At 64.1% G+C, this 20,369-nt stretch carries 19 protein-coding genes and 1 pseudogene; 15 read left to right on the forward strand and 5 right to left on the reverse strand.

What is annotated here, in order from left to right; all coding sequences use genetic code 11:
- Positions 1–206: 206 nt before the first annotated feature.
- On the reverse strand, positions 207–386 hold the full coding sequence (locus CWO89_RS13155; RefSeq protein WP_245476134.1) for a hypothetical protein: 180 nt from the start codon (positions 384–386) through the stop codon (positions 207–209).
- 284 nt (positions 387–670) lie between these two features.
- On the opposite strand from CWO89_RS13155, the gene CWO89_RS13160 reads away from it, so the two are divergent.
- From CWO89_RS13160 to CWO89_RS13180, 5 genes are all read left to right on the forward strand, one after another.
- A complete protein-coding gene (locus CWO89_RS13160) occupies positions 671–2,530 on the forward strand; it encodes a chemotaxis protein CheB (RefSeq protein ID WP_130579037.1) in 1,860 nt (619 codons plus the stop codon).
- Positions 2,531–3,274 carry a Crp/Fnr family transcriptional regulator gene (locus CWO89_RS13165; RefSeq protein WP_130579039.1) on the forward strand — a complete coding sequence of 248 codons (744 nt, stop codon included), beginning with the start codon at positions 2,531–2,533 and terminating at the stop codon, positions 3,272–3,274. It begins immediately after the preceding gene.
- Between the two features lie 355 nt (positions 3,275–3,629).
- Positions 3,630–4,124: a YciE/YciF ferroxidase family protein gene (locus tag CWO89_RS13170; RefSeq protein WP_130579041.1), complete on the forward strand. Its 495-nt coding sequence runs from the start codon at positions 3,630–3,632 to the stop codon at positions 4,122–4,124.
- A 163-nt stretch (positions 4,125–4,287) separates the two neighbouring features.
- On the forward strand, positions 4,288–5,574 hold the full coding sequence (locus CWO89_RS13175; protein ID WP_130579043.1) for a molybdopterin-dependent oxidoreductase: 1,287 nt from the start codon (positions 4,288–4,290) through the stop codon (positions 5,572–5,574).
- A gap of 9 nt (positions 5,575–5,583) precedes the next feature.
- Positions 5,584–5,916, forward strand: a complete 333-nt coding sequence (locus CWO89_RS13180; protein WP_130579045.1) for a c-type cytochrome — start codon at positions 5,584–5,586, stop codon at positions 5,914–5,916.
- A 51-nt stretch (positions 5,917–5,967) separates the two neighbouring features.
- Here CWO89_RS13180 and lon read toward each other — a convergent pair whose 3' ends face one another.
- The 3 genes from lon to CWO89_RS13195 all read right to left on the reverse strand — a co-directional run bounded on the left by lon (position 5,968) and on the right by CWO89_RS13195 (position 9,843).
- Positions 5,968–8,343, reverse strand: coding sequence for an endopeptidase La (lon, locus tag CWO89_RS13185; RefSeq protein WP_130579046.1), 2,376 nt, complete (start codon positions 8,341–8,343; stop codon positions 5,968–5,970).
- 9 nt (positions 8,344–8,352) lie between these two features.
- Positions 8,353–8,757, reverse strand: coding sequence for an Hsp20/alpha crystallin family protein (locus CWO89_RS13190; protein ID WP_130579048.1), 405 nt, complete (start codon positions 8,755–8,757; stop codon positions 8,353–8,355).
- A gap of 222 nt (positions 8,758–8,979) precedes the next feature.
- Positions 8,980–9,843, reverse strand: coding sequence for an alpha/beta fold hydrolase (locus CWO89_RS13195; protein ID WP_130579050.1), 864 nt, complete (start codon positions 9,841–9,843; stop codon positions 8,980–8,982).
- A gap of 319 nt (positions 9,844–10,162) precedes the next feature.
- Here CWO89_RS13195 and CWO89_RS13200 point away from each other — a divergent pair, with 319 nt between their 5' ends.
- A complete protein-coding gene (locus CWO89_RS13200) occupies positions 10,163–10,984 on the forward strand; it encodes a LysR substrate-binding domain-containing protein (RefSeq protein ID WP_349644879.1) in 822 nt (273 codons plus the stop codon).
- Positions 10,985–11,136: 152 nt separating this feature from the next.
- Here CWO89_RS13200 and CWO89_RS13205 read toward each other — a convergent pair whose 3' ends face one another.
- Positions 11,137–12,225 carry a mandelate racemase/muconate lactonizing enzyme family protein gene (locus CWO89_RS13205; protein WP_130579052.1) on the reverse strand — a complete coding sequence of 363 codons (1,089 nt, stop codon included), beginning with the start codon at positions 12,223–12,225 and terminating at the stop codon, positions 11,137–11,139.
- A 195-nt stretch (positions 12,226–12,420) separates the two neighbouring features.
- Here CWO89_RS13205 and CWO89_RS13210 point away from each other — a divergent pair, with 195 nt between their 5' ends.
- The 9 genes and pseudogenes from CWO89_RS13210 to mdcB all read left to right on the forward strand — a co-directional run bounded on the left by CWO89_RS13210 (position 12,421) and on the right by mdcB (position 20,317).
- Entirely contained in the window at positions 12,421–13,479 is a 1,059-nt protein-coding gene (locus CWO89_RS13210) for a catalase family peroxidase (protein WP_130579054.1), read from the forward strand.
- A 71-nt stretch (positions 13,480–13,550) separates the two neighbouring features.
- Positions 13,551–14,053 (forward strand): annotated as a pseudogene (locus tag CWO89_RS13215) (cytochrome b).
- A 183-nt stretch (positions 14,054–14,236) separates the two neighbouring features.
- Positions 14,237–15,022, forward strand: coding sequence for an alpha/beta hydrolase (locus tag CWO89_RS13220; protein WP_130579056.1), 786 nt, complete (start codon positions 14,237–14,239; stop codon positions 15,020–15,022).
- Between the two features lie 131 nt (positions 15,023–15,153).
- Complete coding sequence (mdcA, locus tag CWO89_RS13225; RefSeq protein WP_130579058.1) at positions 15,154–16,800, forward strand: malonate decarboxylase subunit alpha; 1,647 nt, start codon at positions 15,154–15,156, stop codon at positions 16,798–16,800.
- Between the two features lie 13 nt (positions 16,801–16,813).
- Positions 16,814–17,131, forward strand: a complete 318-nt coding sequence (mdcC, locus tag CWO89_RS13230; protein WP_130579060.1) for a malonate decarboxylase acyl carrier protein — start codon at positions 16,814–16,816, stop codon at positions 17,129–17,131.
- Entirely contained in the window at positions 17,128–18,066 is a 939-nt protein-coding gene (locus CWO89_RS13235) for a biotin-independent malonate decarboxylase subunit beta (RefSeq protein WP_130579062.1), read from the forward strand. Before mdcC ends, CWO89_RS13235 begins: the two co-directional genes overlap by 4 nt.
- A complete protein-coding gene (gene mdcE / locus CWO89_RS13240; protein ID WP_130579064.1) occupies positions 18,053–18,775 on the forward strand; it encodes a biotin-independent malonate decarboxylase subunit gamma in 723 nt (240 codons plus the stop codon). Before CWO89_RS13235 ends, mdcE begins: the two co-directional genes overlap by 14 nt.
- Positions 18,750–19,430, forward strand: a complete 681-nt coding sequence (mdcG, locus tag CWO89_RS13245; RefSeq protein ID WP_165421129.1) for a malonate decarboxylase holo-[acyl-carrier-protein] synthase — start codon at positions 18,750–18,752, stop codon at positions 19,428–19,430. Before mdcE ends, mdcG begins: the two co-directional genes overlap by 26 nt.
- Positions 19,427–20,317, forward strand: coding sequence for a triphosphoribosyl-dephospho-CoA synthase MdcB (gene mdcB / locus CWO89_RS13250; RefSeq protein WP_130579068.1), 891 nt, complete (start codon positions 19,427–19,429; stop codon positions 20,315–20,317). The genes mdcG and mdcB overlap by 4 nt, the downstream gene beginning before the upstream one ends.
- Positions 20,318–20,369 lie beyond the last annotated feature (52 nt).

Genomic DNA, 20,369 nt, shown 5'->3' on the forward strand with positions numbered 1-20,369 from the left:
GCCGCCCCTCATCCGCCGTGAGACGCGCGGAGTCATAGTCGTGATTTGCCCGACGGGTTAAGCGGTTTATTTTTCGCTGCACGGCTGGACGGGGCAAATCACGTTGGAATCGCTTGGATATTTCGCGCTGCCGCGCATGCAATATCGCCCCCTCATAGTAAGGAGCGCGTCTCCAGACGAATACCGTTCGCGAGCACACCCGCCGCTCAGGCCGCCCAAGGTCTCTCCGACTGCAGCATCTTGAGTTCGGCAGCGACCTGCCGCAGTTCGTCGGCCAGACGGGTGTTGTGGATCCGGATTTCCCGTCTTGGCGAGAGGTCGGCAATCAGCGTGCTTTCCGCGGCTCTGCGCTCGAGCTGCTCAATCCGTTCGTCGAGTTCATTCATGATGCAACCCGCCCGATGCTCCGAGGCCAAGCAGCGTGGCAGCATTTTGGAACCGGCGCACTAACCTGTGCAACTCGGATGCGAATTGATCGCTGCGGGCCGATCTTCCTAGCTGGACGCGCCGGTATGGGCGTCCTCAATGCGTTATGGCGGGGTTGCGTTGGGCGGCGCCCTCACGCGTTATTTCGCCGTAGTCACCGTTGGGATAGCGTCAAGCTTCGCTATGTGCATGGTTTTTGCCACGCCAAATCAGGCCCTGACAGAACAGCGAGAGCCGCCGCCCCATGAGTGAAGTCGGATCGGAATCAGCGGACGGTAGACGTCGGGCCAAGGCACCGTTGATCATCGGCGTCGGAGCGTCTGCCGGTGCGATGGACAGTATCGAGCGGTTCTTCTCGAGGCTGGCGCTCAATTCCGACCAGGCCATCGTGTTGGTGTTGCAGCGCCGCGAGGCGTTCGACGACGGACGGCTGCGAGAGATGCTGCAGCGACCGGAAGGCAGCCGGCTCTCCGAGATCCAGGACGGCGCCATGATCGAAGGCGGCACGATCTATCTTTGCCCCGTCGACAGGATCGCCACGATCCAGGGCGGTCGTCTTGCGATCCGCGGGGCCGCGCAGGCGCCAGGCGAACGCGCCACGATCGACAGCTTCCTGGTATCGCTCGCGGAGGAGCGCGCCGAGGAGGCGATCGGGGTCGTCCTTGCCGGGACTGGCGGCGACGGGACGCTGGGCGTTGAGACCCTGAAGGACCATGGCGGGCTGGCCATCGCCGAGCGGGTCGCTGGCGATCATGTCGATCAACTCGCCGACAGCAATCATGCGGCCGCGATCGCCGATTACGTGCTGCCGCCCGATCAGATCCCCGAGCACATCCAGATCTATGCCCGCCATCTGCGGCGGCTGGAGGAGAGGCAGGGGTTTGAAGTGCCCCCGGCCCGCGTCGCCGACAACAAGGAGAATAATCCCAATGCGCTGGTCAGGCCCGAGCACGTCGAGCGGCTGGAAAGCGAATTGCTGACGACGCGCGAGCGGCTGCAGGCCACCATTGAGGAGCTCGAAAGCACCAACGAGGCGCTGAAATCCTCCAACGAGGAATATCAGGCGCTGAACGAGGAGCTGGCAACCGTCAATGGCGAGCTGGCGCACCGGGTCAAGGAGCTGGCGCGCGCCACCAGCGATCTGAAGAACTTCTTTGAAGGCACGCAGATCGCGACCGTATTCCTCGACAATGACCTCAAGGTGATGAATTTCACGCCCGCGATCACCCAGGTGCTGCATCTGGTCGAAACCGACGTCGGCCGGCCGATCGCGCAGATCAAGGCGCGCATTCCGATCGAGGAGCTCTATGACGACGTTCGCCGCGTGCTGCGTACGCTCGCCAGCGCCGAGCGCGAACTAAGTGCGCCCGACAGCGGCACGCGCTACGTCGTCCGCATCCTGCCGTACCGGAGTATCGGCAATTTCATTGCCGGCGTGGTCATCACCTTCATCGACGTCACCGCGATCACGCGCGCGGAGGAGCGGCAGCGGCTGCTGCTCGCCGAGCTTCAGCACCGCGTCCGCAACACGCTCGGCGTGATCCGCTCGATCGCGCGCCGCTCCGCCGAAACCAGCTCGAGCGTCGACGAATATGCCGCCCATCTCGACGGCCGCCTGAACGCATTCGCACGGACCCAGGCGCTGGTGATCCGCGACCCCGAAGGCGGCGTCGATCTCGAATACCTCGTCATCGAGGAGTTGCTCGGCTATAATGCCCGCGAAGGCGAGCAATTGCGCGTCTCCGGCCCGCAAGTGCGTTTCCAGTCAAAGGCCGCGGAAACTTTCGCGCTTGCCCTCCATGAACTTGCGACCAATGCGCTGAAATACGGTGCGCTGAGCCAGCCTTCAGGGCGCATCGAGATAAGCTGGCGGATCGACGAGGCGGTCAATCCGCCACGGCTGGTTTTCGACTGGCGCGAGCGGAACGGCCCGTCCGTCGCGCCGCCGCCGCGCAAGGGTTTTGGCACCGAACTGCTGGAGCGGACGCTGGCGTTCGAGTTCAAGGGACAGACCATGATGATGTTCAATGCTGGCGGCCTTCACTGCACCATCATCATTCCCTTGAGCCGGCGAACCATCCACACGCCGGTACTGGACAGCTAGATGCATCCCCCACCCGTCGAGGGAATTCTGGCGCAGCCGGTGATCCGGCGACTGAATGCGCTGCGGCCCTTGTCGGACGAGGGTGTCGCTGCGCTGGAACGGGCGATACGCGAGGGCATGCAGCATGTCGGCGCGGGCGAGGACCTGATCTGCGAGGGCGATGCGGTCCACGGCGTGCGGATCATCCTGTCGGGCTGGCTGTGCCGCTACAAGACGCTGGAGGACGGCAGGCGCCAGATCGTCAATTTCATCCTGCCGGGAGAGACCTGCGACGCCTACACCTATCTGCTACCGGTGATGGATCATTCCATCGCGAGCCTAACGCCAGTGGTCTATGCCGAGGTCAAACGCGCGCAGTTCGAGGCGCTGGTCGCGGACGACCGTTCGGTCGCGGAGGCGTTCTGGTGCGAGACGCTGGTGAGCAGCGCGATCCAGCGCGAATGGGCGATCAATCTCGGCCGTCGGCTGGCGCTCGAGCGCGTAGCGCATCTGCTATGCGAGATCTATGAACGGTTGCGGCCGGTCGGCCTGATCGACGGCAATTCCTGCGCCTTTCCGGTGACCCAGATGGATCTGGCCGACGCGACCGGCCTCTCGGTGGTCCATCTCAACCGCACGCTGCAGGACTTGCGCAGCTCCGGCCTGATCCTGCTGCGCGAACGGACGCTGACGATCACCGACCTGGATGCGCTCAAGAGCACGGCGCTGTTCTCGCCGAACTATCTTTATCTCTATCGGGCGTGAGCCGCGTCGGCATGCCATTTTAGGAACCGGGAACTGGTTCCCTTCGTTGAATGGTCAGCTTGAGTATGATCCGATCAGGCTGAATCTTCACCTCTCCCGGTTGCGGGAGAGGCGGAGGCCGCCTTCGGCGGCCGTCCTTAGAGAACGCCGAAGCGGAGCCTCGGCTATGGCGTTGCGCCGGGTGAGGGCTCTCTCCACTCGGGGAGTCCCAATGCAGAGGCACCCCACCCCAGCCCTCCTCCGCAAGCGGGAGAGGGAGCGCAGCTTCGCCGGGGCTACCTTCAACCCGATCGGCGATTGCACTTGAGGGCCGCGGCGGCCGGCTGGCCGGCGGTCCGTTCGAAAGGATACCACTATGGAGATCACGACATTCAAGGACATGTACCTTGCCGAATTGCAGGAACTTGTCAGCGTCGAGCAGCAGCTTGGCGAGGCGTTGCTGCTTATGGCCAAAGCGGCCTCGCATCCTTCGCTAAGGGCTGCGTTGGAGCGGCATCAGCGGGAAACCATCATGCAGGAGGAGCGGCTGCGGTCGATCCTGCAGAAGCACGACGCCGCCGCAGAGCAACATACGGATCAGGCCATGCAGGCGCTGATCCATGAGACCGAGAAGATGTGCGTAATCCTGAAGGACGGCTACCTTCGCGACGCCGGCCTGATCGCCTCCGCACAGAAGCTCGAGCATTACGAGATCGCAGCCTATGGAAGCGTGGCCGCGCTTGCGGGCCAGCTCAACCTTCGTGAGGACCAGCGGCTGCTGCACGGCGCGCTCGATGAAGAAAAGCGGGCGGACGAATTGCTGACGACGCTTGCCAAGGGTGAAATCAACCAGGACGCGCTGGCGGCCTGATCGGCCGCGTGTCGTACGATGTTGCGCGATTCGCTGCCTCGGTAGCAGGCAAATTCGAAATACCCAGATGTCCCGTCGACACCAGGCGGGGTATGCTATTGTTCGGATTTGCAATGGGCGGTGCCGATGGGCTCAGTGCCGCTTGCCCAAGGAGGAAGCTCTGATGCGCAACGACAAGGAAGATGCGCTCAGCCATTCGCTGCGAAACCTGCATCCCGCTCGCTCCGCCCCCACTGAACGTCCGTCGCGCCGTACTGTGCTCCGGAACATTGGAATTGCCGGTCTGTCGCTTGCCGTATCGCCGGCCTTCGCCGAAGAAATGGTCAAATTGCCGTTTGCCAGCGGGCCGCGGGAACGGCCGATCACGCATGCTTTTCCGCAAAAAGGCGACATGATTCTGCAGCGGGTGCGGCCGGCGCTGCTCGAAACGCCGATGGAAGTGTTCGACCGCGGCGTCTTCACGCCGAACGATCAGTTCTACGTGCGCTGGCACTGGGCCGAGATCCCGAATTCGGTCGACGTGAACGCGTTCAGGCTTGCGGTGCGCGGGCATGTCGATCGGACGCTGTCGCTGTCGATATCGGACATCCTGCGCGACCTGCCGCGCGTGGAGCTTGCCGCGGTCAATCAATGCTCCGGCAATTCGCGCGGCTTCTTCTCGCCGCGCGTGCCCGGCGCGCAATGGGCGAATGGCGCGATGGGCAACGCCAAATGGGCCGGCGTACGGCTGAAGGACGTGCTGGATCGCGCCGGCGTCAAGGCCGGCGCCGTTCAGGTCCGCTTCAAGGGATTGGACGAGCCTGTCGTCCTGGACGCTCCGACCTTCCGGAAGTCGCTTGCGATCGATCATGCCCGCGATGGTGAAGTGATGATCGCCTACGCCATGAATGGCGAGCAACTGCCGCTGCTCAACGGTTTCCCGCTGCGCCTGATCGTGCCGGGATGGTACTCGACCTACTGGATCAAGATGCTGAGCGACATCGAAGTGCTCGACAAGCCGGACGATAATTACTGGATGGCCGTCGCGTACACGATTCCCGATACGCCGCACGCCAGCATCGTGCCGGGACAGAGCGGCGTGAAGATGGTGCCGATCAACCGCATGGTGCCGCGCTCATTCTTCACCAATATCACTGATGGCGCATCGTTCACCGCAGGCACGCGCGTGCCCGCTCGCGGCATCGCCTTTGGCGGTGACACCGGCGTCGCCAAGGTCGAGTTTTCCAGCGACGGTGGCAAGTCATGGCAGCCGGCCAAGCTTGGCGATGATTTCGGCAAGTACGGCTTTCGCCAGTGGCAGACGGACTTTGCGCTTGCCGATAAAGGCGATCACGCGCTGATGGTCCGCTGCACCAATTCCGCAGGCGAGGTCCAGCCGGACACGCCGAACTGGAATGGCAGTGGCTTCATGCGCAACGTCATCGAAACCGTGCAGGTCAAGGCATTCTAGGAGCTGATCATGCTGAAATATCTGGCTGCGATCGGCTGCTTCGGAAGTGCGCTGCTCTCCTCGACGCCGGCCTGGGTTCAGGATCTGCCGACGATCAAATCGACGACGGTGGAGCTGCCGGCAGGCGATGCCTTGTTCCCCGGCGGCTCCAGCGCCGCGGCGATCAACAACAATTGCCTCGCCTGCCACTCGCCCGACATGGTGCTGAACCAGCCGCCGCTGCCCAAGGCGACCTGGGAAGCTGAGGTGCACAAGATGATCAACGCCTACAAGGCGCCGATCGACGAGGCGGACGTGCCCGCGATCGTCAGCTATCTCGTGAAGACCAAGGGCAAGGATTGAGGGGCACGCGAAGAGCCGCGTGCCCGGTGCATTTTCCATTGCGTTGGCCGGCTATTTCGCCGGCTCCAACACTTGCGCGATCGCATCGTCGACGCGCTCCAGCCAGATGAACTCCAGCTTGTCGCGCGCGCCTTGCGGAATGTCGTCGAAGTCGCGCCGGTTGCGCGCCGGCAGCATCACCCGGGTCAGGCCGGCGGCCGCGGCCACGACGACTTTCTCCTTGATGCCGCCGACCGGCAGCACCAGGCCGCGCAGCGATATCTCGCCGGTCATCGCGGTGTCGTGCCTGACCGTGCGATTGGTGAGCAGCGAGGACAGCGCGGTGAACATCGCGACGCCGGCGCTCGGACCATCTTTCGGCGTGGCGCCCGCGGGCACGTGGACATGGATATCGCTCTTCTCGAACAGCGACGGATCGATCCCGAGCTGCGCGGCGCGGCTTTTCACCAGTGTCAACGCCGCCTGCACGCTTTCGCGCATGACCTCGCCGAGCTGGCCGGTGAGGATCAGGCCGCCCCTGCCGGGCACGCGTGTTGCTTCGATGAAGAGAATGTCGCCGCCGACCGGTGTCCAGGCAAGCCCGGTCGCAACGCCGGGCACGCTGGTGCGCAGCGCGATCTCGCCTTCGAAGCGCGGCTGGCCGAGCACGGTCGTGAGATCCCGAGCGCCGAGCGTCACCTTGGCTGAGCTGCCCTCCGCGATCTGCACCGCGGCATGGCGCAGCGCCTTGCCGATTTCGCGTTCGAGCGAACGGACGCCGGCTTCCCGCGTGTAGCCCTTGATGATCGAGCGCAGCGCTTCGTCCTCGATTGTCGCCTGCTCTGGTTTGAGACCGTTGGCCTCGAGCTGGCGGCGCACCAGATAGCGCCGCGCGATCTCGAGCTTTTCATCCTCGGTGTAACCGGGCAGGCTGATGATCTCCATCCGGTCCAGCAGCGGTCCCGGAACCGTATCGAGCATGTTCGCGGTCGCGATGAAGGCGACGCGTGAAAGATCGAAGGGCACGCCGAGATAGTTGTCGCGGAAGGTCGAATTCTGCTCGGGATCGAGCACCTCGAGCATCGCCGCCGACGGGTCGCCCTGGATGCCGCGTCCCATCTTGTCGATCTCGTCGAGCATCATGACGCAGGCGCGGGAGCCGGCCTTCTTGATGCCCTGGATGATATTGCCGGGCAGGGCGCCGATATAGGTGCGGCGGTGCCCGCGGATCTCGGCTTCGTCATGGACGCCGCCGAGGCTGACGCGCACGAACGGCCGGTCCATGGCGCGCGCGATCGACTGGCCGAGCGAGGTCTTGCCGACGCCGGGCGGTCCGACGAAGCACAGGATCGGCGCCTTGCCATGCGGCGCCAGTTTGCGGACCGCGAGATATTCGATGATCCGCGCCTTGATCTTTTCCAGCCCGAAATGATCCTCATCGAGGATGCGCCGGGCCTCGCGGATATCGATCGGCTTTTCGTCTGGCAGCGCCCAGGGCAAATCGATCAGCCAGTCGAGATAGCTGCGAACCATGCCGCCTTCGGCGGCGGCTTCAGGCATCCGCTCGTAGCGCCGCAGCTCCTTGCGCGCCTGGCCTTCGGCTTCGGACGGCATCTTCGCCTTGTCGATGGCCGCGCTCAATTCCGCGACTTCCTGCGCCTTGCCTTCGCCTTCGCCGAGCTGGCGCTGGATGGTGGCCATCTGCTCGCGGAGCAGCACTTCGCGCTGGCGCTCGTCGAGGGCAGCCTTGGTCTTCTGGCCGATCTCGTTGCTCAGCCGCAGCACTTCGAGCCGCTCGGCGAGATAGCGCGAAACCTTGTCCATCCTGGCGGCGAGGTCGATGGTCTCGAGGATCTCTTGCTTCTCCTGCGGCTTGATGTCCATATAAGACGCCGTGAGATCGGCGAGTGCGCCGGGAGATGTCGTTGCCTGGAAAGCGCCGACCAGCTCGGGCGGCGCCTGCGGCAGGAGCTGGACCGCCTCGACGGCCTGTCTCTGCAGATTCATAAAGCGCGCCTCGATCTCGGGCGACGTCGTCGTTGGCTCCGGAATGTGAAGCACACGCGCCGCGGGGAATGGCGTGCCAGGCAGGAAATCAAGGATGCGGGCGCGCTGCACGCCCTGGCAGACGATGTGATGGGTTCCGTCGGGCGCGGTGATGTACCTGACGATATTGGCGATCGTGCAGACGCGGTGCAGGTCGTCCGGCGTGGGATCGTCGATGTCGGCGTTTCGCTGCAGCAGGATTCCAATCGGCCGCTGTTCGCGCAGTGCCTGTTGCGCGGCGGCGATCGACTTCGCGCGGGCGATGGCGACCGGAGCGATCACGGCCGGAAACAATACAATGTTGCGGACCGCGACGATGATCAGCGCATCCGAGGGGATCGTGACCGATTCCACTTTCGCACCGGCGGTGGCCGAACCGGGATTTTGACTATCAGGCGACATCATGAATTCTCACACGGATTTCGACAGACGCAACACGACGCATCCATTCGAGGCGGTCCGGCTCACGGCGTAGCGTCCGGCCGGCAACGCAATGCGGCGCTCGAACCCGCCCTGCGGCAGCTCGAGCCGGTGGATCAGCGCATCGCGGAGCTCCGCGGGCAATATCCGGTGCCCTTTGATGATCAGCACGCCGTTCTCGATGATCGCCACCACCTGATCGGGATCGACGCCGGGCAGCGCCACGAAGATCAACAGCTCCCGATCGGTCTCCAGCACGTCGATCGGAGGCTCCCAACTGGGTTCGCGCGGGCCGGCCGGCTGCAGGCTGAACAATCTTCGATGCAGCCGTTCGGCGCGCGCGAGCGATTCGATCGCTTCAGACAACATCCAGTTGACCGGATCTTTTGTCGGCATTTGTCGTTCCGCCTCCAGTAAAATTTGCAAGGCCGTTGCGTGCCTCAAACCTACCCCGAAAGCGCACCGCTTGCACAGGTACAATGGCAGCCGATCACACTTGACAGACGATCTGCTGGAACCGGTGGACTGCGTTTACCAAGCCCCTAGCTGTGCCCTGGGCAACAGGTTCAGATCATCGGTTCTGACCCAATAATCGAACGGCGGGGATGATGGCTGAAATCACCCTGACAACATCGCCAGAATTTCGTCGGCGACAACATCCGGCAGCTCCTCGTGGACGGCGAGCTTGCCCTTTGGCAGTTGCTTGACCTGGACGTTCGGGAGCCCGGTGAGGGCCTCGATCTCCGCGCGCGATTTCGGCGGCGTCTCGGCGCCGTAGATGACAAGGATCGGAATATCTGCGCGACGCACGAGATCGAGGAACGCCGCGCGATTGTCGACGCGGTCGAGGGCGCCGGTGACGAAACGCACCGAACCGTGGCGGGCGCCTTCCGCTCGCGTGACGGCAAGCTTCGCGGCGAGGCGATCGCCGGTGAGCCAATCGGGATTGCTGTACACATGCCCGCGCGCCATCTTCGAGATCACGAAGCGACTGACATTCAGCCGGTAGAGCGGCGGGCCGATCAGAGGCTGATCGATCGCCGCGCGAATGCGGGCGAACCAGGGTCGCTCGCCACTCATCATGGTGCGCAATGGTCCGCGCCAAGTCGGCGCGATCAATACGAGACGTTCGATCGTGCCGCGATGGTTGGCCGCCTGGTGCAGCGCGTAGGTCGCCGCATGCCCGGCTGCGACAACGATGTGAGGCGGTGAGGTGATCTCGGTCAGGAACCAGTCGAGAAATGCAGAGAGCATATCCGGCGACCAGTTTGCGGATGGCCGTGCCAGGTCGCCAAAGCCGGGCCAGTCGACGGCTGTGACATGGAAACGGAAAGCGAGCCGATCAAGCAGAAGGCGCATTTCCTGCCGTGTCGAGATCGAACTCAGGGCCGGCAGAAGGACGACGGAGGCACCGTGGCCGGCCTCATCGAGACCGAGCGTGACTTCATCACTTCCGTACTGCCATTGGATCGTTCGCGTCATGCCACTTCCTTGCCGTCCACGCTGTCCGGCCCGTATCGATCCGTTACCACGACAGCAAGCAACGTTCTATCGCCGGCTTGAGTGTCGCCACTACCACAAGTTTGGTTCGATTTGATACTATTTCGGCTGTGGCCGCGACGCCGATGAAACTTGACAGTAGCCACGCTTTTAGGTGGTGATTCCACGATCCCAGGGCTGGTGAGGGCCGGCGGATGCAATACCGCCATCTCTATTATTTCGTGAAGATTGTCGAGGCCGGCAGCTTCTCGCAGGCGGCGCGGACCATTCACGTGCGCAGCCCGCGCTCAGCCAGCAGATCGTGGAGCTGGAAGCTTCCCTTGGCGTACCGCTGCTCCAGAGAAGCGCACGCGGGGTCAGGCCGACGGTGGTCGGCGAGAAGCTTTACGAGGAAGCTTCATCCATTCTGCGCAAGCTCGAAAACCTCCCCGGTCTCGTCCGTTCGAGTGTCGGCGATGTCGAAGGGCTGGTGGGCCTGGGCATGCCGGCGTCGCTTTCCACCACGCTGGTCGGACCGTTCATCGCGCAGTGCCGGGCGAAATACCCCAAGATCACGCTGAAGTTCATCGACGGCGACAGTGAATTCCTGCGCGAGGAGGTCGGGAAGAGCCGGCTGGATCTCGCGCTGGCGTTCGAGGACGAGTTCTTCCCGGTGGTTCTGGGGCAGCCTTTGTTTCGGCAGAACCATTATCTGATCAGCAGCCGGCACTCGGCTCACGCGACGGCCGGCCCCACGATCTCGCTCAAGGATGTCGCGAAAATCCCGCTGGTGCTGCCCGGTCCCTTGAACGCGCGGCGGATCGTGATTGATCGAACCCTTGCCGAGGCGGGCCTGTCTCTCAATCTGGCGGCGGAGGCCGTCACGGTCGCAAGCGAACTTTCTGCGGTCCGTTCAGGCGCGGCGAGCACGATCCTCAATCTCGGCGACATGTCCGGCTTTTCGCTGAATGATTTTGCGGAGCCGGCGTTGATCAAGCCGACCTTCTATCTGACCTGCTGCGTCATATGGTCGAACGAGTTTCTGCTCACGCTCGCCGCCGAGAGCGCCAAGAGCCTGCTGATCGATTTCCTGAAAGCGCATATTCACGCGACCAAGAGACCCGGAGCGGTGTGGCTGGCGTGAGGTCTCTTCACCTCTCCCGCTTGCGGGAGAGGTCGCTGCGCCGTTGGCGCAGCGGGTGAGGGCTCTCTCCCTACGGACAGTCCCATCGTGGAGACACCCTCACCCCAGCCCTCTCCCGCAAGCGGGAGAGGGAGCGCAGTATCCATCGCGGCTCACGCGGCGAGACTCTCCAACGCCTTCCAGTCGAAATTGACGCCGTGGCCGGCGCGGGTCGGCGCCAGCGCCATGCCATCTTCGAGCACAAGCGGATGCTCGATATAGCGATCGAGGCCAAAGCCATGCGCCTCGAGATAGGAACGGTTCGGGCAGGCCGCGAGCAGGTGGACCGTGATGTCGTGCGCGCCATGGCTGGTGACGGGAAGATTGAAGGCTTCGGCAAGCCGCGCAATCTTCATGAAGGAGGTCACGCCGCCGCAATTGGTGACATCAGGCTCCGGATAGGAGACCGCGCCATTGGCGATGTAGTTCTTGAACTCCCAGAGCGTGCGCAAGTTCTCGCCTGCCGCGATCGGCACGCCGCCTGCGGCGAGGATCCGGGCGTGGCCGGCGACGTCGTCGGGAATGATCGGCTCTTCGAGCCAGGTGAGATCAAAGGGCTGCAGCGCTCGCGCGGCGCGGATGGCTTCCTCCACCGTCCATTTCATGTTGGCGTCGGCCATCAAGGGAAAGCCATCGCCGAGATGCTTGCGCATCGCCTGCACGCGCGCGACGTCGGAGCCGAGATCGGGACGGCCTACCTTCATCTTGATGGCGCGAAAGCCCTTGCCCAGATTATCGTCGGTCTGCTTCAGCAGGGCCTCGACTGATAGATCGAGGTCGATGCCGCCGGCATAGCAGGGGACGCGCTGATCGAACCCGCCGAGCAGCCGCCAGAGCGGCAGCGCGGCGCGCCGCGCCTTCAAGTCCCAAAGGGCGATGTCCAGCGCCGAGAGCGCAAGCACGGTGGGGCCACCGCGCCCGCCATAATGCAGGCGCCACCAGACGTGGTGCCACAGCGCTTCGGTATCGTCGGCCTCGCGGCCCTCGATCAATTCGGGAACCTCACGGCGGAGGATGTCGGCGATGGCGCCGCCATTGCGGCCGACCGTGTAAGTGTAGCCTATGCCCTCCGCGCCGTCGGAATCGCGTACACGAACCGTGATAAGCTCGAACGCGTTGATTTCGCCATGCGTGCTGTCGGACAGCGTGACCGACAGCGGAATCCGGTAGAGTCCGGTCTCGATAGTCTTGATCCGTGCCATTGCGTTTCCACCTGTTTTTTCGGGCAGGTTAGGACGGGGGCGGCGCATGGACAATCCCCTCCGGCGTGGGCGCGTCGCGGCTGCCGGCCGTGCGATTTTGAAAGAGTCTTGGCAGGTTCGGGAAGACCCTCCGATGCTCCGGAGGGATAGTGGTGGCTACAGGACAGAATTATCCATCGTCATCGTGAGGTCTGAATGCCCGAGCCGCGTCCATCTCCCGCACGTTCCGTGCTGGGATCACTCGTGCTGATCGGCGTCGTCATCGCCGGCAGCGCGGCCGCCTTCGCCTACACTGCGGGATGGCTTTCGCCGGAGCGCCTGACGCCCTGGAAGATGTTGGAGGCGCTGGCGCCCCCCAGCGGCCCGGCGCTTGGTTACCGCCGCAATCACGCCAAGGGCATCTGCGTCACCGGCGTTTTCGAATCCAACGGCAATGGCGCGGCGATCTCACGCGCCTCGGTCCTTGCCGCCGGCCAGTATGCGGCGCTGGGACGTTTCAATCTGGGCACGCCCAATCCGGATGCCGCGGATGCATCGGTCCGCGTGCGCGGCCTGGGATTGCGGATCATGCCGCCGAATGGCCAGGAATGGCGCATGGCGATGATCAATGCGCCGGTCTTTGCAGCCTCCACGCCGGAAGGCTTTCACGAACTCCTGGTCGCAGCGGGCAGCAAGGACCCCAACGCGATGAAGGTGTTTGCCGAAGCGCATCCGGAGTTTGCGCCGTTCGGCGCGTGGGCCAAGAATGCGCCCTGGACCGGCAGCTATGCCGAGGATCGCTTCAACGGTCTCAACAGTTTCGTCTTCACCGACAGTTCCGGCGCCGATCACGCGGTGCGATGGTCGTTGCTGCCGCAGGCGCAAGTGGTTCCGGTGACACAGGATGATCTCAAGAAGCTTGATCCTGACTTCCTTGAACAGGAGATCACGCAGCGGGTTCGCTCTGGCCCGCAGCGTTGGACCATGACGGTGACCGTCGCCAACCCAGGTGATCCCACCGCGGATCCGACCAAGGCCTGGCCGGAGGATCGTCGCACCATTGAGGTCGGCACGCTGGTCGTGCAGCGGATCGAGGCCGAGGCGGATGGTCCTTGCCGCGACATCAACTTCGATCCGACCGTACTGCCGCCGGGCATGCGCACCTCGGACGATCCGTTCCCGGCGGCCCGCTCATCGGTCTACGCCAAGTCGTACGATCTCCGCACGGCGGAGGCCAAGGATTATCCACGAACCGTAACGGGCCCGAAGCCATGAACGCTATCCGCCACCACTTCTCTCCCCTTCAGCGCGTGCTGCACTGGGTCATGGCAGTCTGCATCCTGACGATGCTCTTCATTGGCGTCGGCATGGTATCCACGATCATGCCGAAATACGTGCCGCTGGTCTCGATCCACAAGACGCTCGGCAGCATCATCCTGGTGCTGGCGCTGATCCGCCTGGTCACGCGCTTCTATTACGGCGCGCGCCGCTGCCGGCCGACCTGCCCGAGCCGATGAAGCTCGCTGCCGAATTGTCGCATTATGCGCTCTATGCTCTCATGATCGGCATGCCGCTGCTCGGCTGGGCCATGCTGTCGGCATCGGCCTATCCTGTTGAGCTCTACGGCGGCATCTACCTTCCCGCGATCCTGCCGCAGAGCGACAGCCTGCGTACGCTGTTGTGGAATGCGCATTTCTATCTGGCCTTCGCATTCTTTGCGCTGATCCTAATGCATGTTGCCGCCGCGCTGTTCCACGCGCTCGTCCGGCATGACGGCGTGTTCGAGGCGATGGCGCCGGTGCCGATCCGCGACGATGGCACGCGGGTCGAGTACACAGCGGCTGAGTGAGAGAGATCACAAGACGCACTTGCGCCGATACGGGCAAGTGCGTCTTGACGTTTGCCAGCGAGCGGATCGCGCCGACAACATTTATTCGGCAGCGTGCAAAGTCGAAATCACCCTTTAGTTACAGAAATACGCAGACAGGCTCTGCCTCTATGGTTCGCACGACGCAACCTGGAGTCTTCGGACATGAAATACGTCAAAGCCTGCCTCGCCTTTGCGGCCGCTCTTTCGCTCGTTTCGACAATCGTTCCGGCGCGTGCCGAGCCGCTCAAGAACATCGTGCTGGTGCATGGCGCCTGGGTGGACGCATCGGGCTGGAAGCCCGTGTATGAAATCCTCACCAAAGAAGGATTCCATGTCACCATGGTGCAGGAGCCGGAAACCTCGTTCGCCGATGACGTGACGGCGGCGAAGCGAATCCTCGACTTGCAGGACGGCCCGACGCTGCTCGTCGGCCACAGCTATGGCGGTTCGATCATCACGGAGGCCGGCGTTCATCCGAAGGTGGTCGGTCTCGTCTACGTCGCCGCGCATGCGCCAGACGTCGGCGAGGACGAAGGCGCGCTTGGCAAGAAGATGCCGAGCGTGCTGGCCAAGACGGAAGGCGCGATCAAGAAGACGCCGGATCAATACACCTATCTCAACCCGCCGGATTTTCCCAAGCTCTTCGCACCCGACCTGTCGCGCGAGCGGGCGGAATTTTCCGCGCGCTCCCAGGTATTGGCCGCGGCTCAGGTCTTCACCACGCCGCTGACCGCGGCTGCCTGGAAGACCAAGCCAAGCTGGGGCATCGTCGCCGAGAGCGACCAGATCATCAATCCCGATCTCGAGCGCTGGTACTACGCCCGCGCAAAGAGCCACACCACCGAGATCAAGGGCGCCAGCCACTCCGTCTACGAATCCCATCCGAAGGAAGTGGCGGCCGTGATCACAGAAGCTGCTCGGAACGCTGAAAAGTTGGCCGCGCGGTGACAAGAAGGTTGCGAATGACGCATGGGGCTCCGGCGGGACAGGGTTCTCACACATGCCCGCCGGAGCGCCTCAGTGATCCAATCGGGTCCGACGCATATCGTTAGGGAATGCCGGATCCAGGAGCATGGCGAATGAGGAATTGGCAGCAAGGCCGGCAAGCACGCGATGCCCGCATCGAGGCCGGCGCGAAACTGGCGAAGGGTAAGATCGTCGAAGCACGCGACGCCACCCGCCTGATGGAAGCGGTGATACGGCCGGGCGACCGGGTGTGCCTCGAGGGCGATAACCAGAAGCAGGCGGACTTGCTTTGTCGCGCGCTGCTTGCCGTCGACCTCGCCAAGGTGAACGGCCTGCATATGGTGCAGTCCGGCATCGTGCTGCCGGAACATCTCGACCTGTTCGACCGCGGCGTCGCAAAGAGGCTCGATTATGCCTATTCCGGGCCGCAGTCGGCGCGCATCGCGCGCATGCTGTTCGGCGGCAAGATCGAGCTCGGCGCCGTCCATACCTATCTCGAATTGTTCGCCCGCTATTTCATCGACCTCACGCCGCAGGTTGCGCTGATCGCCGCCGTCAGCGCCGACCGCGACGGAAACCTCTATACCGGGCCGAACACCGAGGACACGCCGACGGTGGTCGAGGCCACAGCCTTCAAGAACGGCGTCGTCATCGCCCAGGTCAACGAGATCGTCGACAAGGTGCCGCGCGTCGATATCCCGGCCGACCGCGTGCAGTTCGTGGTCGAGGCCGACAAGCCGTTCTTCGTCGAGCCGTTGTTCACGCGCGATCCCGGCGCCATCACCGAAGGACAGATCCTGACCGCGATGCTGGCGATCAAGGCGATCTACGCGCCCTATGGCGTGCAGCGGCTGAATCACGGCATCGGCTTCTCCACCGCCGCGATCGAGCTGTTGTTGCCGACCTGTGGCGAGCGGCTGGGATTGAAAGGCAAGGTCGCAAGCCATTTCGCCCTCAATCCCCATCCCGCGCTGATCCCCGCGATCGAATCGGGCTGGGTCGAGCAGATCCATTGCTTCGGCTCGGAGGTCGGCATGGACGACTATATCCGCGCCCGATCCGACGTCTTCTTCACCGGGCCAGACGGCTCGCTGCGCTCCAACCGCGCCTTCTGCCAGACCGCCGGCCTCTATGCCTGCGACATGTTCATCGGCTCGACCTTGCAGATCGATCTGCGGGGCAATTCCTCCACCGTCACCACATCGCGCATCGCGGGCTTCGGCGGCGCGCCGAACATGGGCGCCGATGCCCGCGGGCGGCGCCATCCGAGCACACCCTGGCTGCAGGCCGGCCGCGAGGCCGATCCCGACGGCTCGGCGCTGCTCCGCCGTGGCCGCAAGCTGGTGGTGCAGATCGGCGAGACCTTTGGCGAGAAGAACGCGCCGCTGTTCGTCGAGAAGCTCGACGCGCTCGCGCTCGCCGAGAAGCTCAAGCTCGATCTCGCCCCGGTGATGATCTATGGCGACGACGTCACCCACATCGTCACGGAGGAGGGCGTCGCCAATCTCCTGCTGTGCCGTGACGCGAATGAGCGCGAACAGGCGATCCGCGGCGTCGCCGGCTACACCGATGTCGGCCGTAACAGGGACAAGAAAATGGTGCAGCATTTGCGCGAGCGCGGTGTGATCCGTCGGCCGGAGGATCTCGGCATCGATCCGCTCGACGCCGACCGCAGCATGCTGGCGGCGCGCTCGATCAAGGATCTCGTGCGGTGGTCGGGCGGGCTCTACGCGCCGCCCTCGCAATTCCGCAACTGGTGAGAGGATAGCCGCAATGGAAGATCTGAGCTTTCACCATCAGGCCCGTAGCCGTGCCGGCGGGACCAGGCAAATGGCCATCATCGGCGTGGTGGCTTCCGGCAATCTGGAAGTTCTGGCCGAACGCGTGTTGCCGGAAACCGAATGCCGGCTGGAGATCAAGACTGCGGCCGAAGGCTTTGGCGAGGTATGGGACGCCGTGGTCGCCGACTTCGTCGAGCGCTACTCGCCCGGCGGGCTCAAATTCTCCATCAACGACGGCGGCGCGCGACCTGACACCGTGTCGCTGCGTCTCGCCCAGGCTGTCCGGCTGATGGCGGAGGACGAGCAATGAGCGTCGCGGATCTGGAAAAGCCATCGGTGGAGCGGGCGCGAGCGACGAGCTTCTACGAGGCATCAGCGCGGGCGCGGATCCGGCTATTGCTTGATCCCGGAAGCTTTGTCGAATTCATCGGCCCCGAGCAGCGCGAGGTCAGCCCGCATCTGAAACTGTTCGACCTTCCCGAGCAGTTCGACGACGGCATCATCGTCGGCCACGGGCAGCTTGCAGGATCGCCGGTGTTCATTGCGGCGCAGGAAGGCCGCTTCATGGGCGGCGCTTTCGGCGAGGTCCACGGCGCCAAGCTGACGGGATTGCTGCGCGCGGCGAAGGAGATGAAATCGATCCCGGTATTGATCCTGCTCGACACTGGCGGCGTCCGCCTGCAAGAGGCCAATGCGGGCGAGCTTGCGATTGCCGAGATCATGCGCGCGGTGATCGAGGCGCGGACCGCAGGCGTGAAGGTGATCGGGCTGATCGGCGGCCGTTCTGGATGTTATGGCGGCGGTGGATTGATCGCGGGCTGCTGCTCGGCGCTCGCGGTGTCCGAGCAGGGACGTATCGCCGTCTCCGGTCCTGAGGTCATCGAGACCAATCGCGGCGTGGAAGAGTTCGACTCGCGCGACCGTGCCCTGGTCTGGCGCACAATGGGCGGCAAGCACCGGCGGCTGATCGGCGGCGCCGAACTCTTTGCCGACGACACCGTGCAAGCCTTTCGTGAAGCCGCCCTCGAATTGCTTGAGACCACCTCGGGCTTTGGCATCGACACGTTGAATGCCGAGCAATCGCGCCTTGAAGATCGATTGCAACGCTTTGGCGCCTGCCGGGATGCGGTCGAGATCTGGGCGGCGGAAGGCGTTCCGGACGCTGCGTCCGTTCCAGCGTTGCCAGCCGATCAGTTCATCGAACTTGCCGACAAGCTCCGGAGGATTGCCCGTGACGCTCGATAGGATTCTCGCCTCGATGTTTCCCGACGGCCATGACGTGAAGAACGATGGTGGCGTTCTGCTCGGGTCCGGCACGCTGCGATCCGGCGATCGCGCCCTGGTCATCGGTGTCGCTGATAGAACCGCGCTCGGTGTCGACGAGGCGATCAGGCTCTCCAGCGCCGTTCTCGGTTCGATCAAGAATGGAAGCGGCCCGATTCTGGTCGTCGTCGACAGCGACAGCCAGCGCATGAGCAAGCGCGATGAGCTTCTGGGATTGAACGAGTTCCTGGCTCATCTCGCCAAGTCGCTCATCCATGCGGATATCGAGGGCCGGCCTACGATCGGGCTGCTGTATGGCCATTCGGCGGCGGGAGCCTTCCTCGCCACCGCGCTTGCGACCCGCGTGCTGGTGGGATTGCCGGGCGCGGATCCGGCGGTGATGGATCTGCCGTCGATGTCCAAGGTGACCAAATTGCCGATCGAGGTGCTCGAGCAGAAAGCCAAGTCCACGCCGGTGTTCGCTCCCGGCCTGCAAAATCTGGTTCAGCTCGGGGCCGTGCATGTCACCTGGGACGACAAGATCTCGCTGGCCGATCAACTGGAAAAACTGCTGCGCAACATGTCCGATGCGCGCGACCGGCGCGACGCGCTCGGCAAGGAACGCGGTGGCCGCATGAAGGCCGCCGACATCGCGGAGCGCGTTCGTGAGCTCACCATGCAAACCCGCTGAGGGACCGATGAGGCGCCATGACCTGATCTTTGTCCGCCCCGAGAGCTGGTGCACGGCGCTCGCTGCGCGGAGCGATCTGGCGGCCGATCCGCTGGTCGCGCTATGGGTCGAGAACGGCTGGCCGTTGATCGGCCGGCGTGCCACGCCTTGCGAGCGTCACGGCGTGGCGGTGGGCCTGCCATTGCCGCCCTTTGCCGGCAAGCGGCGGCTTTCCTTCCTGATGCAGGCCGAAGACGTGATCTCGATCGCGCCGCCGCCCTCGTTGGGAGCGGCCGCTCGGAAGGCGCCGCCCGCGTGGCGGCCGACGCTCGAACGTCTCGATGAACTCGCTTCGCTTCATGCGGTGGAAGCAAGGGTGTTCGGCAGCCTTGCTTGGCGGGTGTTGACCGGACTGGATTATCTGACCGATCGCTCTGATCTCGATCTCCTCCTGCGCATTGGTCGCGACACGGACGTTGCGGGCGTTGTCGCCGGTGTCGCCGAGATCGAGGCGCTGGCGCCGATGCGGCTCGATGGCGAATTGGTCCGCGACGACGGCGCCGCTGTGAACTGGCGGGAGTTGCACGCGGATGCCGACCGGGTCCTGGTCAAGACCATCGATAGCGTCGCCTTGCTCGATACGAGTCTCTTCCTCGCCGGGGAGATGCCGTCATGACGCTGGCTCTGGCATGGAGCGCGCAGCAGCGGGCACCTCTTCCACAGGTGAAGGCGCCGTGCGCGCCCAATGCGGCGGCAATCGCGGCAAGCGCCGTGGATTGCCTGCTGCTGGAAGTGGAGACATGGCCGAAGCCCGGCCTCGTGAGCCATGTCGATCGCGGCAGTCACGAGGATATGGATGCCGAGACACTGCGCGTCAGTGCTGAAACCATAGGCCCGTATTTCGCTGCGTTGGCGGAAGCCGGCGCCGGCGGCTGCGCGATGGAGCAACTGAGGATCATCGGTCTCAAGGCCGAGGCGGCGATGTTTGCTGCGACCTCGGGCATCAACACCCATCGCGGCGCCATCTTCGGCCTTGGACTGCTGTGCGCGGCGGCCGGAGCAAGGAGCAACGGGCAGGTCGATCCCGCTTTGTCGCTCGGAGCAACCGTGACGCGCCTGTGGGGCAGCAGCATCCTCGGTGGACCTGTGCTGCTCCACAGCCATGGCATGAAAGCCCGTCGTCGCTTCGGTGCCGGTGGCGCGCGCGTGGAAGCGGCCAAGGGATTTCCAAGCGTCTACCACGTCGGCCTGCCGGCCTTGCACAGGGGAGCTCTCGTTGCTGCCGATGACGCCGAGGCCGCGCGGGTCGAAGCATGCTTCGCATTGATCGCCGCGGTCGAGGACACCAATCTGCTGCATCGCGGCGGGCTGGACGGCCTCTTGTTTGCGCGCCGCGTGGCGCGGCAGTTTCTCGGCCAGGGCGGCGTAGGTGCGCCGGATTGGCGGGAGCGCGCCCGCGCCATCCACGATAGCTTCATCGTGCGCCGGCTCAGCCCCGGCGGATCGGCCGATCTGTTGGCCATGACCCTCTTCGTCGACGCCCACGAGAGGTCCTGTCGCTGATGTCCAATGCGATCCTGCTCGCGCTGGCGCCGGTGTTCTTCGTGATGCTGGG

It is taken from the genome of Bradyrhizobium sp. Leo170 (assembly GCF_004296405.1).
Lineage (GTDB): Bacteria > Pseudomonadota > Alphaproteobacteria > Rhizobiales > Xanthobacteraceae > Bradyrhizobium.

Coding starts and splice junctions, on each gene's coding strand:
- CWO89_RS13155 (WP_245476134.1), bottom strand. CDS start 386: ATGAATGAACTCGACGAACGGATTGAGCAGCTCGAGCGCAGAGCCGCG.
- CWO89_RS13160 (WP_130579037.1), top strand. CDS start 671: ATGAGTGAAGTCGGATCGGAATCAGCGGACGGTAGACGTCGGGCCAAG.
- CWO89_RS13165 (WP_130579039.1), top strand. CDS start 2,531: ATGCATCCCCCACCCGTCGAGGGAATTCTGGCGCAGCCGGTGATCCGG.
- CWO89_RS13170 (WP_130579041.1), top strand. CDS start 3,630: ATGGAGATCACGACATTCAAGGACATGTACCTTGCCGAATTGCAGGAA.
- CWO89_RS13175 (WP_130579043.1), top strand. CDS start 4,288: ATGCGCAACGACAAGGAAGATGCGCTCAGCCATTCGCTGCGAAACCTG.
- CWO89_RS13180 (WP_130579045.1), top strand. CDS start 5,584: ATGCTGAAATATCTGGCTGCGATCGGCTGCTTCGGAAGTGCGCTGCTC.
- lon (WP_130579046.1), bottom strand. CDS start 8,343: ATGTCGCCTGATAGTCAAAATCCCGGTTCGGCCACCGCCGGTGCGAAA.
- CWO89_RS13190 (WP_130579048.1), bottom strand. CDS start 8,757: ATGCCGACAAAAGATCCGGTCAACTGGATGTTGTCTGAAGCGATCGAA.
- CWO89_RS13195 (WP_130579050.1), bottom strand. CDS start 9,843: ATGACGCGAACGATCCAATGGCAGTACGGAAGTGATGAAGTCACGCTC.
- CWO89_RS13205 (WP_130579052.1), bottom strand. CDS start 12,225: ATGGCACGGATCAAGACTATCGAGACCGGACTCTACCGGATTCCGCTG.
- CWO89_RS13210 (WP_130579054.1), top strand. CDS start 12,421: ATGCCCGAGCCGCGTCCATCTCCCGCACGTTCCGTGCTGGGATCACTC.
- CWO89_RS13220 (WP_130579056.1), top strand. CDS start 14,237: ATGAAATACGTCAAAGCCTGCCTCGCCTTTGCGGCCGCTCTTTCGCTC.
- mdcA (WP_130579058.1), top strand. CDS start 15,154: ATGAGGAATTGGCAGCAAGGCCGGCAAGCACGCGATGCCCGCATCGAG.
- mdcC (WP_130579060.1), top strand. CDS start 16,814: ATGGAAGATCTGAGCTTTCACCATCAGGCCCGTAGCCGTGCCGGCGGG.
- CWO89_RS13235 (WP_130579062.1), top strand. CDS start 17,128: ATGAGCGTCGCGGATCTGGAAAAGCCATCGGTGGAGCGGGCGCGAGCG.
- mdcB (WP_130579068.1), top strand. CDS start 19,427: ATGACGCTGGCTCTGGCATGGAGCGCGCAGCAGCGGGCACCTCTTCCA.